Origin of the sequence: Glycomyces lechevalierae (assembly GCF_027622945.1) — a bacterium.
GTDB classification, from domain to species: domain Bacteria; phylum Actinomycetota; class Actinomycetes; order Mycobacteriales; family Micromonosporaceae; genus Glycomyces; species Glycomyces rutgersensis.
The window spans coordinates 58,146-71,652 of the sequence record NZ_JAPZVQ010000001.1 but is presented as its reverse complement, the minus strand read 5'-3'; the positions used below and the strand labels follow the sequence as shown (position 1 = coordinate 71,652).

Genomic DNA, 13,507 nt, shown 5'->3' with positions numbered 1-13,507 from the left:
GAGCATCGCGATGACCACCTTGCAGCACGTCTCCGGCCCGGAGACGAACCCGACCGGCTCCGCGCACTTCACCGCGCGCGTGAGCCGAGCCGAAGCGCGCGAGCAGCTCTCGAACGCCCAGTGCGATCTGCTCGTCATCGGCGGCGGCATCCTGGGCATCTCCACCGCCTGGCACGCCGCCCAGTCGGGGCTGCGGGTGGCACTCGTGGACGCCGGCGACTTCGCCGGCGCCACCTCCTCCGCCTCCTCCAAGCTCCTCCACGGCGGCCTGCGCTACCTGCAGACCGGCGCGGTGAAGCTGGTGGCGGAGAACCACTTCGAGCGGCGCGCCGTCACCCGCCAGGTGGCGCCGCACCTCTCCCGCCCGCTCAAGTTCTACCTGCCCGTCTACAAGGGCGGCCCGCACGGCGCGGCGAAGCTCGGGGCAGGCGTCTTCGCCTACTCCGCGCTCTCCGGCTTCGGCGACGGCGTCGGCCACCTGCTCAGTCCCGCCAAGGCCCGCGCGGCCGTGCCGGAGCTGCGCGTCAAGAACCTCAAGGCCGTCGCCGTCTACGGCGACAGCCAGATGAACGACGCCCGCATGGCCCTCATGACCACCCGCGCGGCGGTCGAGGCAGGCGCCACGGTCCTGAACTACGCCGAGGTCACCGGCCTGCGCTTCACGGACGGCCGGGTCACGGGCGCCGACCTGCGCGACAAGGTGGACGGCACCGAGTTCGGCGTCAACGCCCACGTCATCCTCAACGCCACCGGCCCCTGGGTCGACCACCTGCGCCGCATGGAGAACCCGGCGGCCGACCCGTCGATCCGCCTGTCCAAGGGCGCGCACCTCGTCCTCAAGCGCACCGCCGACTGGGGCGCGGCGCTGGCGACGCCGGTCGACAAGTACCGCATCACGTTCGCGCTGCCGTGGGAGGACATGCTCCTGCTCGGCACCACGGACGAGGTCTACGAGGGCGACCCGGGCCAGGTCTCGCCGACGAAGGCCGACTTCAAGCAGATCCTCGACGAGGCGAGCCTTTCCGTGCGCTCGCAGCAGTTGAACCCGGAGCTCATCACGTACGCGTTCGCGGGCCTGCGGGTCCTGCCGGGCGGGCCGGGCGCGACCTCGAAGGCCAAGCGGGAGACCGTGGTGACCGAGGGGCGCGGCGGGATGCTCTCGGTGGCGGGCGGCAAGTGGACCACGTTCCGCCACATCGGACGGACCGTGATGAAGAAGCTCGCGGCCCTGCCGGGGTACTCGCTCGGCTCGGAGATGGAGCCGATGGCGAACCTGCCGCACCGCCTGCCGCTGCCGGGCATCGCGAACCCGCACGCGGTGGAGCACCGGCTGCTCTCGGACGGCGGCGCGCCGCTGCCGAACCTCGGCGAGGACACCGCGAAGCACCTTGCGACGCATTACGGTTCGCTCGCCTTCGACATCACCCGCCTGGCGGGGGAGCACCCGGAGCTCGCCGCGCGCGTCCACCCGGACGCGCCGGAGATCATGGCCCAGGTCGTCTACGCCCGCGACGTCGAATGGGCCCAGACCGCGGACGACGTGCTGCGCCGCCGCACCACCCTGATGATCCGCGGCCTCGACACCCCCGAGGTGCGGGCCAAGGTCCAGGCGGTACTCGACCGGAATCAATGAGGGAGCGACGGGGCCGCGACGTGAATGCCATTCGCGTCGCGGCCCCGTCATATCGTCTGCGGCCCAGGCCCGAAGCGGCTTTCACACCCCCGTGCCATAGTGGAATCGGGGGGTCCCCGGGTATCCGATTTGAAGGCTAGCGCCGGGAAAGCCCCGTCATTCCCGTCCGGCGTCCGGGTGGATCGCCATGAAGAGCGAGTACGGCTTCGCGTCCGGGCCCGGCTGGATCGCCGCCAGCTCGTCGAAGAGCACCTTGAACCTCGCCGTGACCTCCTGGTACTGGTCGTCGTCGAGCCGCAGGCCGAGCCGCCCGACGTTCACCTTCGACGGGTCGCCGAGCTCCGCCACCTCGGTGCGGAACGCGTCCATCATCGCCGTCGAGAGGTCGGACCAGTACTCCTCGCCCAGCCGCAGCGCCCAGGACTTCCGCGTCGCCAGGTAGGGGATCTCCCGCGACCCGCGCGCGCCCACCCGTTCCTCCTGCGCTGCAAGGAATCCCGTATCGACGAGCTTGCGCACGTGGTGCAGCACGGTGGCCGGGTTCGAGCCGAGCCGCAGCGCGATCTCCTTGTTCGTCAGCGGCTGGTCGAGGCACAGCCGCAGGATGCGCAGCCGCACGGCCGACGCCACCGCCTTGGCCTCCGCCTCGGAGGCCAGCGGCCGGTCGTCCTTGAAGCCCTCTGATTTCCGCTGCTCTGCCACGCCTTCATCCTAGCGGTCCGAGTGATTGACAGAACCCAATTGATTGGGAATACTCAATCGCATGATCTCCCTCGGTGACGGCGTCGCCGTGCCTCAACGGCGTGACCGCCTCGGCCTCCTCCGCGAACGCGACTTCCGCGACCTCTTCCTCTCGACCACGGTCGCCCAGGTGGGCTACCAGATCACCTCGCTCGCGCTGCCGCTCGCGGCGGTCCTCGCGCTCGACGCCGGCGAGCTCGAGGTCGGCGCGCTCTCCTCCATGACCATGATCGCGTTCGTCCTCATCGGACTCCCCGCCGGCGCCTGGGTGGACCGGATGCGCCGCCGCCGCGTCATGATCGTGAGCGACGTCGTCCGTGCCGCCGTCCTGCTCAGCGTCCCGATCGCCTGGTGGACGGAGACGCTCACCATCTGGCAGCTCTACGCCGTCGCCCTGGTGATCGGCGCCTTCACCGTCTTCTTCGACGTCTCCTACCAGAGCTACCTGCCGCACCTCGTGGGCCGCGACAAGCTCGTCGAGGGCAACGCGAAGCTCGAGACCGTCCGCTCCACCGCCCAGCTCGGCGGCCCCGTCCTCGCAGGCCAGCTCATCGCCTGGCTCACCGCACCCGTGGCGCTCGCCTTCGACGCGGTCGCGCTCGGCGCCTCGGCCCTCTTCCTGCTCCGCATCCGCCGCCGCGAGCCCCGACCCGAAACCGCCCAAGGCTCCCGGATCACGACCGAGGTCAAGGACGGCCTGCGGTTCGTCTTCAAGAACCGCATCCTCGCCGCGATCATCGCCTGCACCGGCTCCTGGAACTTCTGGATGGGCGCGTTCATGGCGATGATCGTGGTCTTCCTGCCCCGCGACATGGGCCTGACGCCCGGCGAGATCGGCCTGTTCTTCGCGCTCTTCGGCGTCGGCGGCGTCGCGGGCGTGTTCGTCGTCGGCCCGGCGACCCGCTGGCTCGGCCAGGGCCGCGTCGTGTGGATCTCGGTCGCGGCGACCTCGCCGTGGATCGTCCTCATCCCCTTGGCGGAACCAGGCTGGGGCGTCTGGGTCGGCGCGGCCGCGATGACGTTCGTCGGCATCGGCGGCGTCGTCTACAACGTCACCCAGGTGAGCTTCCGCCAGCGCCTCACACCGGACCGGATGCTCGGCCGCATGAACGCGACAGTGCGCTTCATCGTCTACGGCGCGTACGCGGTCGGTGCCCTGCTCGGCGGCGCCTTGGGCCAAGCCCTCGGCGCCCGGACCACGCTGTGGATCGCCGCCATCGGCGTCTGCACCGCGTTCCTCCCGGTCTTCTTCTCGCCCTTGCGGAACCTGCGGGAGCTCCCGAGCCCGGAGCCCGAACCCGTCCCTGTGGCCGCTTGATCGGAAGCGCGCGAGGTATGCCCGCTCGCGACGGGTCCGCGAGCCCCTGGCGCGGACGGCGAAGCGGCCCCTTGGGATCGCATCCCAGGGGGCCGCTCTTGTACCGGTCCGCGCCGGGGCGGCTCAGTTCTGGGCGTCGAAGCCGGGGGAGTAGACGTACTTCCCGCGGAGGTCGTCGCGCCAGTTGGCGAGCGTGCGGATCTGGAACGCGGGAGCCCAGGCGGCTTCCTGCGGTTCGATCCCGTACCGCGCGGCGAGCTCGAAACCGAAGCGGCTGTAGTAGCCCGGGTCGCCGAGCAGGATGATCGCGGGCTCGCCCATCGCGTCGGCGGCGGCGATCGCCGCGTGCATGAGGGCGGAGCCGACGCCCTTGCCGTGCAGCTCGGGATCGACGCCGATCGGGCCGAGGCCGAGGATGCGCTCTTCGCCGAGCCGCCCGTACGAGCACACGACGTGCCCGACCGGCTTCCCGTCGATCTCCGCGACGAGCGAGAGCTGCGGCACCCAGTCCTCGCCGGCGCGGAGTGCGTCGACGATGGCGGCCTCGGTGCCCGAGGCGTATTCGACGGTGGCGAAGGCGGCGTCGTGAAGGGCGTGGATGAGGGGCGCGTCGCCCTCGATTTCGCGTCTGATCACTGTCATCGGCCGAGTATCACAGCCGATCACAACGCCCGCAACGGATTTGCGCGCGCTAGGAACGCCGTGCGACCTGGAGCTGAAGGATGCCGGCGACGATCACGAGCGCGGCGGTGGCGTAGTGGACGGCGAACGCGGTGGCGACGCTGCCGCCGTGGAGGAGGATCATGCTGCCGTCGCCGATCGGGATGAGGGCCTCGCAGAGCAGGACCCAGCCGAGCGCCCGGCGCTGGCCGAGGGCGAGGAGCGTCAGCGGGATGACGCCGGTCATGAAGTCGCGCACGCCTTTGACGGTGAGCATGTCGGCCGCGGCCCCGGTGGGCGGCGTGTGGAAACCGAAGTCGGACGCGGTGGCGGCGGGCGCGAGCATGTAGGAGACGCCGACGTACATGATGCCGAGAGCGACGATGAAGGTGAGGACGTTGGCGGTGATGCGACGGGCCATGGGGGAACTCCTTAAGCAAGGGCAGGAAATCTAGCGTTGCTAGGTCTGAGTAAGACGCTAGCACACGTCTGCCCGGAGATCTAGCGCTGCTAGCGATCGTGGGTGCGACGCTGGTCTCCCGCCGATCGCCCACGCCCCCAACGGAACCCCGGCCTGGCCGTCGCGTGCGACAGCTCACGCGCTCCGACCTCGGCTTTCGCCCGGTCTTGTCACGTTTCCTCTCGCGGCCGGGTCAGTAGAGTCGTGGGGTTTCGAGCGGAGGATGAGATGAGCGAGGGCGTCGTTTTTGAGCACAGTCCGGTGCAGCGCTTCGAGGAGCACCGCGAGCATCTGCGGGCTGTCGCCTTCCGGATGCTCGGCAGCTCCGGGGACGCGGACGACGCCGTGCAGGAGACGTGGATGCGGTTCGCCCGCACGGACACCGCCGAGGTGGAGAATCTGCGCGGCTGGCTCACCACGGTCGTCTCGCGGGTCTGCCTGAACCTGCTGCGCTCGCGGCGGACCCGCCGCGAGGACGCGCTTGAATCCGACCTGCCGCTGGCCGCGGGTCCGAACGCGGGCGGCGATCCGGAGTCCGACGCGGTCATGGCCGACTCGGTCGGACTGGCCCTGCAGGTGGTCATCGGCGCGCTCGGCCCTGCCGAGCGGGTGGCGTTCGTGCTGCACGACCTGTTCGGCGTGCCGTTCGACCGCATCGCCCCGGTCCTGGACCGCACGCCGGAGGCGACGCGTCAGCTCGCGAGCCGGGCGCGCCGGCGGGTGCGCGAGGGCAATCGCGCGGCGGCGGATCGTGATGCGGCGCAGCGGAAGTCGGTGGTCGACGCGTTCCTGGCGGCCGCCCGGGAGGGCCGCTTCGAGGACCTGCTGGCGGTGCTCGACCCGGGCATCACCGTGGTCGCCGACGCGGACGCGGTCGCGACCGGCTTCTCGGGGCGCGAGGTCATCGGGGCTTCTGCGGTGGCGAAGATCTTCAACGGCCAGGCGAGGGACGCGGTCACCGTGCTGGTCGACGGGCTCGCGGGTGCGATGTGGGCGCCGGGCGGGACACCGCGTTCGGTGCTGTCGTTCGCGGTGGTCGACGGCAGGATCGCGAGCATCGAGATCATGAACGACCCGGCCGCGATCGCGGCGCTGGACCTCGCGCCCACCGAGGCCTGAGCGCGACTCTCGAGCGGAACCCAAGGGCGACTTGATGGTCGCGACCGCCGCTGCCGACGGCTGCCCGGAGCACGGTACGGCCTGCCCGACGTTTCCGGGCAGGGGCGACGCCTCTGGCGCCCGGGAAGAAGTGCCCTTATGCAACGGTCGCAGAGGGGTACGACATTTCCGGCCGTTCGCGGCCCGAGATGGTCGGTGGCCTTCCTCACTGAGGCCGGCCACCGACCACTCGCTACTGCTCGATGAGGACCTTCACGTCCCACGGGCCGAGGCGCAGGGAAGCGCCCGCCTCGTGGGCCGAGTCGTCGATCGCGTCGGTCGCCGCCGCCGGGAGCGGGTAGTCGACCTCGTTCCACGACCAGTTGTGCACGAACCGCACCGTGCGGCCGTCACCGGTGACGCCGCTGGTCACCGTCACACTCGGGTGCTCGGGGTGCCACGGGTTCGCCGGAGCGATCCACTTGAACAGCGACTTCCCGAAGGCCGGGTTCGGGATCGTGCCCACGTAGGTCACGCGGCCCGCGCCGTGCGCCTTCGTCGCGGCCGCCGCGAACTTGCCGTAGTGCGGGTGCACGTACTCGGCGAGCGGCTCGGCCCCTTCGGCATAGAGCCCGTCGGCCCACTTCACCGCCGCCGCACCGGCTTCCAACTCCAGCGGCGAGCCCGCCGCGGCCTGCACCGGGAGTTCCCCGGTGAGGTTCGCGAACTCCTCGTACCAGACCCCGGCGGCCTCGGTGAGCCGCGCGGGCTTCACGTCCAGGCGCGCGCGGGCCTCCTCGTCGGAGTAACCGGTGCGCGGACCGACGACCAGGTGCCCGCCGGCCGCCGCGTAAGCGGTGAGCCAGTCGAGCATCGCGTCGTCCTCGGCGTACAGGCCGGCCGCGACGAGCACCGGGTACTCCGCGGCGGCCTCCTCGGGCGAGCCGAGCTGGCTGGTGTGGACGATCCGCGCCTGGAGGCCGGCGTCGAACGCGCTGCGATAGAACGAACCGTGGATCGCCTCGAACGAGCGGTGCTCGGGGCCGCCGTCGTCGTTCTGGATCTGCGGCTCGGCGGCGAGGGCCCACTCGCTGCGCTTGGAGTAGAGGATCGCGACGTCCGCGCCGGGCACGAGGCCGTCGAGGGCCGTGCCGGCCTTGCGCAGCTCCTTGCCGATCTGCGCCAGCTCGCGGTAGGTCCGCCCGGGCCGCTGGCTGTGGGGGAGCACCCCGCCCCAGTACGTCTCGGCTCCGAAGTGGAGGGTCTGCCACTGCCAGTACTCGATCATCGAGGCGCCGCGCGAGACGAGCGCCCACGCGCACTGGCGCCACTGCCCGTCGTAGGCCGGCTCGTTCCACCACGGCATCCCGATGGCCTGCGCGTTGGTCTCGGTGACCAGGTACGGCGCCTGCTTCGAGGAGTACATGCGGTCGGCGGAGTGGTAGAGCGCCCAGGAGCCCTTGGTGTTCCAGTCGATCGCGCTGCCGCTGTCCTCGGCCGGCATGGCGAGGCCGTCCTGCATCGCGTAGTACGGGTTCCCGGCGGTCACGTCGAGGCCCGCGGTGAGCGAGGGGTCGTCGATCCCGGGGCGGGAGTAGGAGATGCACGTGGTCACGAACTGGTCCTCGCGCGCGTACTCGCGGGCGATGTCCGCCTGCCAGCCGATGAACTCGGTGGTCAGGTCCGCCTGGAACCTGCGCCAGGCGAGCGTGTACTGCGGCTGAGCGTTCCCGTCGGGCCGCCACAGGTCGGCCCAGGTGGCGAGCCGGTGGGACCAGTAGACCAGGCCCCATTCGCGGTTGAGGGTCTCGACGTCGCCGTACTGGTGGCGCAGGCGGTCGACGAACTGCTGGAAGACGCCCTCGTTGTGGTAGATCCGCAGGCCCGGCTCGTTGTCGACCTGGTAGCCGATCACGGCCGGGTGGTCGGCATAGCGCGCGAGGATCTTGCGGATGACCCGCTCGGCGTGGAACTTGAACGCGGCGTGGGTGTAGTCGACCTCCTGGCGCTCGCCCCAGTTGAAGCGCTGGCCGGTGCGGTGCTCGCCGGCGATCTCGGGGTAGAGGCGCACGAGCCACGGCGGGACGGCGTACGTGGGGGTGCCGAGGATGACGGCGATGCCGCGCTCGTGGGCGCCGTCGAGGACCGGCTGCAGCCAGTCGAGGTCGAACTGCCCGTTCTCGGGTTCCCAAGTGCTCCATACGGACTCGCCGACGCGGATCACCGAGAAGCCGGCTTCGACCATGAGGTCGAGGTCGTTCTTGAGCCGCGCGCGGGCGGCCTCGGTGTCGAATCCTTCGGCGGCGTCCGGCTGGTACTCGAAGTAGTACGCGGCCCCGAACAGGATCGGGTTCGGCCAGTTGCTCATCTGCGGCTCCTTATGACTACGTAGTCAGGCGTACCGTACGCAACCTCGGGAGCGTATGTCAACCCTCAATCCGAGCGCGCCGCTTCCACGAGCGGCCCCGGAGACGCCGAGAGCCGCCCGCACCGGCGGACGGCTCCTCGACCTGCTCGTGTCTAGTACTCGACGCCCAGCGCCCGGCCCGACTCCTCCGCGTCGATCGGCGACTCCACCGGCTCCTCCTCGGCCAGTTCGGCCAAGCGGATCGGCGACGCGATCGGCCGCTTGGCGAACCCGGTCGCGTCCACGCCCGCCAGCTCGGCCACGTTCCGCCCGCACACCCGGCCCTGGCACAGGCCCAGCCCGGCCCCGCTCACGAGCTTGAGCGAGCGCACCGCGCCCACGTCCCGCTCGTCCACGGCCCGGAACAGCGCGCGCTTCGTGACCTCCTCGCACCGGCACACGATCGTGTCGTCGCGCAGCCAGTCGTGCCAGCCCGAGCGCACCGGGTACGCCGCGTTCAGCGCCGCCGCGAACCGCCGGCCCGACCGCACCTTCGCCATCGCCCGCACCGGCGGCTCGACCGCCGCGCCCACGAACTTCGCCGCCGCCGCACCCGCGACCGCGCCCTCGGACGCCGCCAGCTCGGCCCCGCCGATGCCCGTCAACTCCCCGGCCGCGAACACGCCCGGAGCCGAAGTCCCTTGCACCGCATCGACAGCCACGAACCCGTCCTCGACCCGGCACCGCGCCGCCAGCGCCAGCTCCAACTGCGGCGTGAACCCGAACCCGACCGCCACCGCGTCCGCCTCGAGCCGCCGCTCCGAACCCGGCACCGGGTTCCACAGCGCGTCGAGCCGCGCCACGGTCACCGACTCCACGCAGTCGCTGCCGTGCGCCTCGATCACGGCCGTGCGCGACCGGTACGGCACCCGGTGCCGCGCCAGCGTCCCCGCGTACCGCATCAGCTCACCGGTCTTCGACCAGCCCGCCAGCGCCCCCTTTGGGTTCGCCAGCCATCCGGTCACCGCCGCGTTCGCCTCCGCGACCTCCACGACCCGCGCGCCCGCGCCGATCAGCGAGGCCGCCACCGGCAGCAGGAACGGCCCGGTCCCGCCGACCACGACCCGGTCGCCGACCGCGACGCCCTGGCCCTTCGCCATCGCCTGCGCCGCACCGGCGGTGAACACGCCCGGCAGGTCCCAGCCCGGGAACGGCAGCGCGCGATCGTAAGCGCCCGTGGCGAGCACGAGCGCCCGCGCCTCCACGGCCCGCCCCTTCCGGTCCGGTCCGTCGGCCGGGCCCACCCGCAGGTGCACGCGGTGCCCGCCGTCGACCGGCTCGATAGCCCACACGGCCGCGTTCGCCACATGCTCGACGTTCCGGGGCAGCTCGAACCTGTCGCCCGCCGCGAGCGCGTCCTGCCGGTGGTACTGCCCGCCGAGCTTCGCGCCCGCGTCGATCAAGACGACTTCGACCCCGTGCAGCGCAGCGGCGTTCGCGGCCGCCAGGCCCGCCGGTCCCGCGCCGATCACCACGATGCGCCTCATGACGGCAGCTCCGCCCCGGCCTGGGTGCGGATGTCGTCGCCTTCGGCGACCACCCGCTGGCACGCCCGCACATCGGGCACGCCGTTCACGTTCACGAGGCAGTCGAAGCACACCCCGATGCCGCAGAACAGGCCCCGCGGCCGGTCCCCGCCCCTGGTGGTCCGCCACGAGCGGATCCCCTTGGCCAGCAGGACTCCCGCGACGGTCTGGCCCTCGTGGGCCTCGACCTCCACGCCGTCGAACCGCACTCTCACGTCCGCACCTCCGCCATCACCGCGGGCCTGTCCACTTTGAATCTCGTCGGGTCCACTCCGGGCGGCAGCCCGCACATCAGATCCGCCAGCAGCCGCCCCGTCGCGGGGGCCAGGCCGATGCCCGCGCCCTCGTGCCCGGACGCGTGCCACAGGCCCGGGAACCGCGGGTCCTCGCCGATCACCGGCAGATGATCGGGCGTGTACGGCCGGAACCCGCCGTACGTGCGCATCACCGGCACCCCCGCGAGCACCGGGAACAGCTTCACCGCGCTGCGGGCCAGCCGGCGCAGCACCTCGACCTGCAGGGCCTCGTCGAACCCGACGCGCTGGCGGCTCGACCCGATGAGCACGGTGCCCGTCGCGGTCGACTCGACCACCGCCGACACCTGCAGATCCACATCTGAACTCGCCACGGCCGCAACGTAATCGGCGGCATAGACCTTGCGGCCCACCACATGGGGGAGCGGGGCGGTCACCAGGACCATGCCCCGGCGCGGCAGCACCTCGATCGGCGCGCCCGCGGCGGCGCTGAAATGCCCCGACCACGGCCCGCACGCGTTCACGACCGCCCTGCAGGCGATCGTCTCGTCGCCGACGTGCACGCCGGCGACCTTCCCGGACCTGTCGAACATCAGGCCGTGCGCCTCGGCCCCGCCGCGCACCTCGCCGCCGCGCGCCCGCACGGCCGTGAGCATCGCCGTCGCGGCCAGCACCGGCTGCAACTGGGCGTCCCCGGGGTAGTGGACGGCACCGACGACCCGCTCGTTCAGGTGCGGCTCCATCGCGCGGGCCTCGCCGCGCGTCAATTCGACCGCTTCGACGCCGACCGCGCGCTGCGCCTCCGCGAGGATCGCGAGCGGCCCGATCGCGTCCTGGTCGGTCGCGACCACCAAGCCGCCCTTGGGCTCCCACTCGACCCGCGCGGCCTCGTCCCCGAGCTCCGCGCGCAGTCGCTCGATCAGTTCGGGCCACAGCCGCCGCGAGGCGACGGCCAGGTCCAGTTCCGGACCGGGGGCCTTGTCGGACAGCAGCACATTCCCCTCGCCACCGGCCGTGGTCCCCCCGGCGGGGGCGCCACGGTCGACCACGAGGACGCGCATGCCCTCGGCGCTGAGCGCCTCGGCACACGCGGCACCGATGATCCCGGCCCCGATCACGACGACGTCAGCGGTCTCGATCCGACTCACCTGCCCCTCAGAACTCCCTCGATCAGAGAGTATGCCCGCGCCCGGCCCCGCCTACACGGTGGTCCGCACGCCGACCGGACCCTCCCGCATCGTGAAAACCCGGCGGCGGCCCGCACCCCGCGCCGCCTACCCTTTCGGCAGCGACGACGAAGGACCGATGCCCCATGGAACCCCTGCTCGAAGGCCCCGTGCTCCAAGGCGACCGCGTGCGCCTCGAACCCCTCGGCCACCACCACGCCCCGGACCTCGCCGCGGCCGCCGAAGAGGACCGCGACCCGTTCGGCTTCACGTGGGTCCCGCGCGCCGCCGAAGTCGGCGACTACATCGACCAGCAACTCGAACGCCGCGCCCAGGGCAGGCTCGCGCCCTACGCCCAGATCGACCTCGCCACCGGCCGCGCCGTCGGCGCCACCGCCTACTGGGACCCCCGCTACCTCCCGGACCGCGGCCTCTACGCGATCGAAGTCGGCTTCACCTGGCTCGCCGCCTCCGCCCAGGGCACCGGCCTCAACGCCGAAGCGAAACTCCTGCTCTTCCGCCACGCCTTCACCGGCTTCGGCGTCGAACGCGTCGACCTCAAGACCGACGCCCGCAACGCCCGCTCCCGCGCCGCCATCGCCGCCGCCGGCGCCAAGTTCGAAGGCGTCCTCCGCAACTGGTCCCGCTCCTGGGCCCCCGGCGAGGACGGCCGCCTCCGCGACTCCGCCATCTTCTCCATCACCCGCGACGAATGGCCTGAAACCGAAGCGGCCCTTGAGAAGCGCCTCGCCCGCATCCGCGAGCGGCGCGGGTGAGCGCCGGCGTGGCGGGACGCCGCTAGGCTTGCGCACATGCCATCGGACCACCCGCTCACCGACCTCGACGCCGGCACCAGCCCGCGCTGGCCCGCGCGGCTCGGCCGGGCCCTGGCGATCACGGCGCTGCAGGTCCTGGCGGCGGCCGCCGTCTTCGCGCTCTTCTTGATCCCCGCATCGAACGCCACCTCGGAAGGCCCCGACGATTGGGCCGGGTTCGAGTACATCGTCATGGGAGTGCTCGGGGCGCCCGTCGTGGGCGCGATCGTCGGCATGTTCGTCGCGTCCCGGATGCGCATGCCGCTGTACGGCCTCTACGCGCTGCCGGCGCTGCTGTGCGCGGCCGCGTTCCTCGCGCCGTTCTTCTCGGCCACCCGCGGCCTCGAACTCCCCGGCCTGCCGGTCTTCATCGGCGGCAACCTCCTGATCGCCCTCGCCACGGTCCGCCTCCCGCGCCGCCCGGCACGGCCGAAACGCGACCGCGCCCCGCTGCCCTCGGCGTGAGCGCCGTCCGAGTCCGATCGCGGCATCGGGCGCAGCACCGCGACCACGTCCTGTCAGGACCCCCTTGGCATGGCGTGAACAGCATGGGGAACATGCGATCGAACGAAGCGTCCCGCGACCCGGCGGTCGAACGCGGCCCGAAATGGCCCGCGCGGGCGCTCCTGGTCACGGGCGTGCAGGTCGCCACGACCCGCCTCCCGCTTCGCCTGCAGTGGTCGGTCACGGGTGCCGCACGAACTCGATCGTCCCGCCTACGATCGCGCCTCCCGCCTTCTCCAGCAGCGCTTTGGAACCCGGGTTCGCCGCATCGCATTCGGTGGCGACCTTCGTGTGCCCGCGTTCCCGCAGCACCCGGAACGCCACGCCGAGCAGCGCCGCTGCGACCCTTCGCCCGCGATACGGCCGCGCCGCGGCCACCAGGCCCAGCCGAGGGCCCGCATCGCCCATCCAGACCCGCACCATCCCCGCGAACCGCCCTGCCTCCGGGTCCCACGCCACCGGATAGACCGTCGGATCGTAGGCCTCGGCGTGTTCGCTTGCCCAGAACCCGGCATCCGACCGCCAGCCCCGCAACCCCGGGATATCGGCCCGGATCTCGTCGTCGAAGCGCCGCACCGCGTCCATCCCGAACGTCTCGGGCGAACCGATCGTGAACCCGGCAAGCGGCAAGTCATCCCACCCGGCCGCCGTCGCGACCGGCAGCGTCCAGTCGTGCTCGTACCGCTCGCCCACGAAACCGGCTGCCTCAAGCCGCCGATGCAATCCCCGCTCGTGCGCATCGGCCAGCGTGTGGACCGGCCGCTCGACGCCGATCACGTCGCAGAGCGCCGCGATCAGCTCCGCGTCGATCGGGTCGAACCATGCGAACCGCCTGCCGTCCGGGCGGTCCCACACGTGCGCGGTCCCGGCCAGACGCTCACCGTGGCGGGCCTCCCACCGGTCCTCGATCTGCTTGATCTCCAAT

The 13,507-nt window shown here is 72.0% G+C and carries 13 protein-coding genes; 5 read left to right on the top strand and 8 right to left on the bottom strand.

Annotated elements, in window-relative coordinates:
* Window positions 1-10 precede the first annotated feature (10 nt).
* Window positions 11-1,633: a glycerol-3-phosphate dehydrogenase/oxidase gene (locus O2L01_RS00325; RefSeq protein ID WP_270119376.1), complete on the top strand. Its 1,623-nt coding sequence runs from the start codon at window positions 11-13 to the stop codon at window positions 1,631-1,633.
* Between the two features lie 156 nt (window positions 1,634-1,789).
* Here the strand turns inward: O2L01_RS00325 and O2L01_RS00320 are convergent, their stop codons facing one another.
* The gene (locus tag O2L01_RS00320) at window positions 1,790-2,335 is read right to left on the bottom strand and encodes an ArsR/SmtB family transcription factor (protein WP_270119374.1); all 546 of its coding nucleotides are present in this window, start codon (window positions 2,333-2,335) and stop codon (window positions 1,790-1,792) included.
* A 61-nt stretch (window positions 2,336-2,396) separates the two neighbouring features.
* Between O2L01_RS00320 and O2L01_RS00315 the strand changes: the two genes are divergently transcribed.
* Complete coding sequence (locus O2L01_RS00315; RefSeq protein ID WP_270119372.1) at window positions 2,397-3,692, top strand: MFS transporter; 1,296 nt, start codon at window positions 2,397-2,399, stop codon at window positions 3,690-3,692.
* A 123-nt stretch (window positions 3,693-3,815) separates the two neighbouring features.
* Here O2L01_RS00315 and O2L01_RS00310 read toward each other — a convergent pair whose 3' ends face one another.
* Both O2L01_RS00310 and O2L01_RS00305 read right to left on the bottom strand, forming a co-directional pair.
* Window positions 3,816-4,334 carry a GNAT family N-acetyltransferase gene (locus O2L01_RS00310; protein ID WP_270119371.1) on the bottom strand — a complete coding sequence of 173 codons (519 nt, stop codon included), beginning with the start codon at window positions 4,332-4,334 and terminating at the stop codon, window positions 3,816-3,818.
* A 49-nt stretch (window positions 4,335-4,383) separates the two neighbouring features.
* Entirely contained in the window at window positions 4,384-4,773 is a 390-nt protein-coding gene (locus tag O2L01_RS00305; protein ID WP_270119369.1) for a DUF4267 domain-containing protein, read from the bottom strand.
* A gap of 267 nt (window positions 4,774-5,040) precedes the next feature.
* Between O2L01_RS00305 and O2L01_RS00300 the strand changes: the two genes are divergently transcribed.
* Window positions 5,041-5,931, top strand: a complete 891-nt coding sequence (locus O2L01_RS00300) for a sigma-70 family RNA polymerase sigma factor (RefSeq protein ID WP_270119367.1) — start codon at window positions 5,041-5,043, stop codon at window positions 5,929-5,931.
* A 232-nt stretch (window positions 5,932-6,163) separates the two neighbouring features.
* On the opposite strand, the gene O2L01_RS00295 is transcribed toward O2L01_RS00300, so the two are convergent.
* The 4 genes from O2L01_RS00295 to O2L01_RS00280 all read right to left on the bottom strand — a co-directional run bounded on the left by O2L01_RS00295 (window position 6,164) and on the right by O2L01_RS00280 (window position 11,236).
* Window positions 6,164-8,278: a beta-galactosidase gene (locus O2L01_RS00295; RefSeq protein ID WP_270119365.1), complete on the bottom strand. Its 2,115-nt coding sequence runs from the start codon at window positions 8,276-8,278 to the stop codon at window positions 6,164-6,166.
* Between the two features lie 152 nt (window positions 8,279-8,430).
* Window positions 8,431-9,804, bottom strand: a complete 1,374-nt coding sequence (locus O2L01_RS00290; RefSeq protein WP_270119363.1) for an NAD(P)/FAD-dependent oxidoreductase — start codon at window positions 9,802-9,804, stop codon at window positions 8,431-8,433.
* Complete coding sequence (locus O2L01_RS00285) at window positions 9,801-10,058, bottom strand: (2Fe-2S)-binding protein (RefSeq protein ID WP_270119362.1); 258 nt, start codon at window positions 10,056-10,058, stop codon at window positions 9,801-9,803. Before O2L01_RS00285 ends, O2L01_RS00290 begins: the two co-directional genes overlap by 4 nt.
* Window positions 10,055-11,236, bottom strand: coding sequence for an NAD(P)/FAD-dependent oxidoreductase (locus O2L01_RS00280; RefSeq protein ID WP_344469069.1), 1,182 nt, complete (start codon window positions 11,234-11,236; stop codon window positions 10,055-10,057). Before O2L01_RS00280 ends, O2L01_RS00285 begins: the two co-directional genes overlap by 4 nt.
* A gap of 173 nt (window positions 11,237-11,409) precedes the next feature.
* Here O2L01_RS00280 and O2L01_RS00275 point away from each other — a divergent pair, with 173 nt between their 5' ends.
* Together O2L01_RS00275 and O2L01_RS00270 are read left to right on the top strand one after the other, a co-directional pair.
* Complete coding sequence (locus O2L01_RS00275) at window positions 11,410-12,039, top strand: GNAT family N-acetyltransferase (protein WP_270119358.1); 630 nt, start codon at window positions 11,410-11,412, stop codon at window positions 12,037-12,039.
* Between the two features lie 36 nt (window positions 12,040-12,075).
* Entirely contained in the window at window positions 12,076-12,543 is a 468-nt protein-coding gene (locus O2L01_RS00270) for a hypothetical protein (RefSeq protein WP_270119357.1), read from the top strand.
* Between the two features lie 219 nt (window positions 12,544-12,762).
* On the opposite strand, the gene O2L01_RS00265 is transcribed toward O2L01_RS00270, so the two are convergent.
* Complete coding sequence (locus O2L01_RS00265) at window positions 12,763-13,506, bottom strand: GNAT family N-acetyltransferase (RefSeq protein ID WP_270119355.1); 744 nt, start codon at window positions 13,504-13,506, stop codon at window positions 12,763-12,765.
* Between the last annotated feature and the right edge of the window lies 1 nt (window position 13,507).

What these genes read in the sequence shown, in the direction of transcription:
- O2L01_RS00325 (WP_270119376.1), top strand. Translation starts at nt 11, where the DNA reads ATGACCACCTTGCAGCACGTCTCCGGCCCGGAGACGAACCCGACCGGC.
- O2L01_RS00315 (WP_270119372.1), top strand. Translation starts at nt 2,397, where the DNA reads ATGATCTCCCTCGGTGACGGCGTCGCCGTGCCTCAACGGCGTGACCGC.
- O2L01_RS00310 (WP_270119371.1), bottom strand. Translation starts at nt 4,334, where the DNA reads ATGACAGTGATCAGACGCGAAATCGAGGGCGACGCGCCCCTCATCCAC.
- O2L01_RS00305 (WP_270119369.1), bottom strand. Translation starts at nt 4,773, where the DNA reads ATGGCCCGTCGCATCACCGCCAACGTCCTCACCTTCATCGTCGCTCTC.
- O2L01_RS00300 (WP_270119367.1), top strand. Translation starts at nt 5,041, where the DNA reads ATGAGCGAGGGCGTCGTTTTTGAGCACAGTCCGGTGCAGCGCTTCGAG.
- O2L01_RS00295 (WP_270119365.1), bottom strand. Translation starts at nt 8,278, where the DNA reads ATGAGCAACTGGCCGAACCCGATCCTGTTCGGGGCCGCGTACTACTTC.
- O2L01_RS00290 (WP_270119363.1), bottom strand. Translation starts at nt 9,804, where the DNA reads ATGAGGCGCATCGTGGTGATCGGCGCGGGACCGGCGGGCCTGGCGGCC.
- O2L01_RS00275 (WP_270119358.1), top strand. Translation starts at nt 11,410, where the DNA reads ATGGAACCCCTGCTCGAAGGCCCCGTGCTCCAAGGCGACCGCGTGCGC.
- O2L01_RS00270 (WP_270119357.1), top strand. Translation starts at nt 12,076, where the DNA reads ATGCCATCGGACCACCCGCTCACCGACCTCGACGCCGGCACCAGCCCG.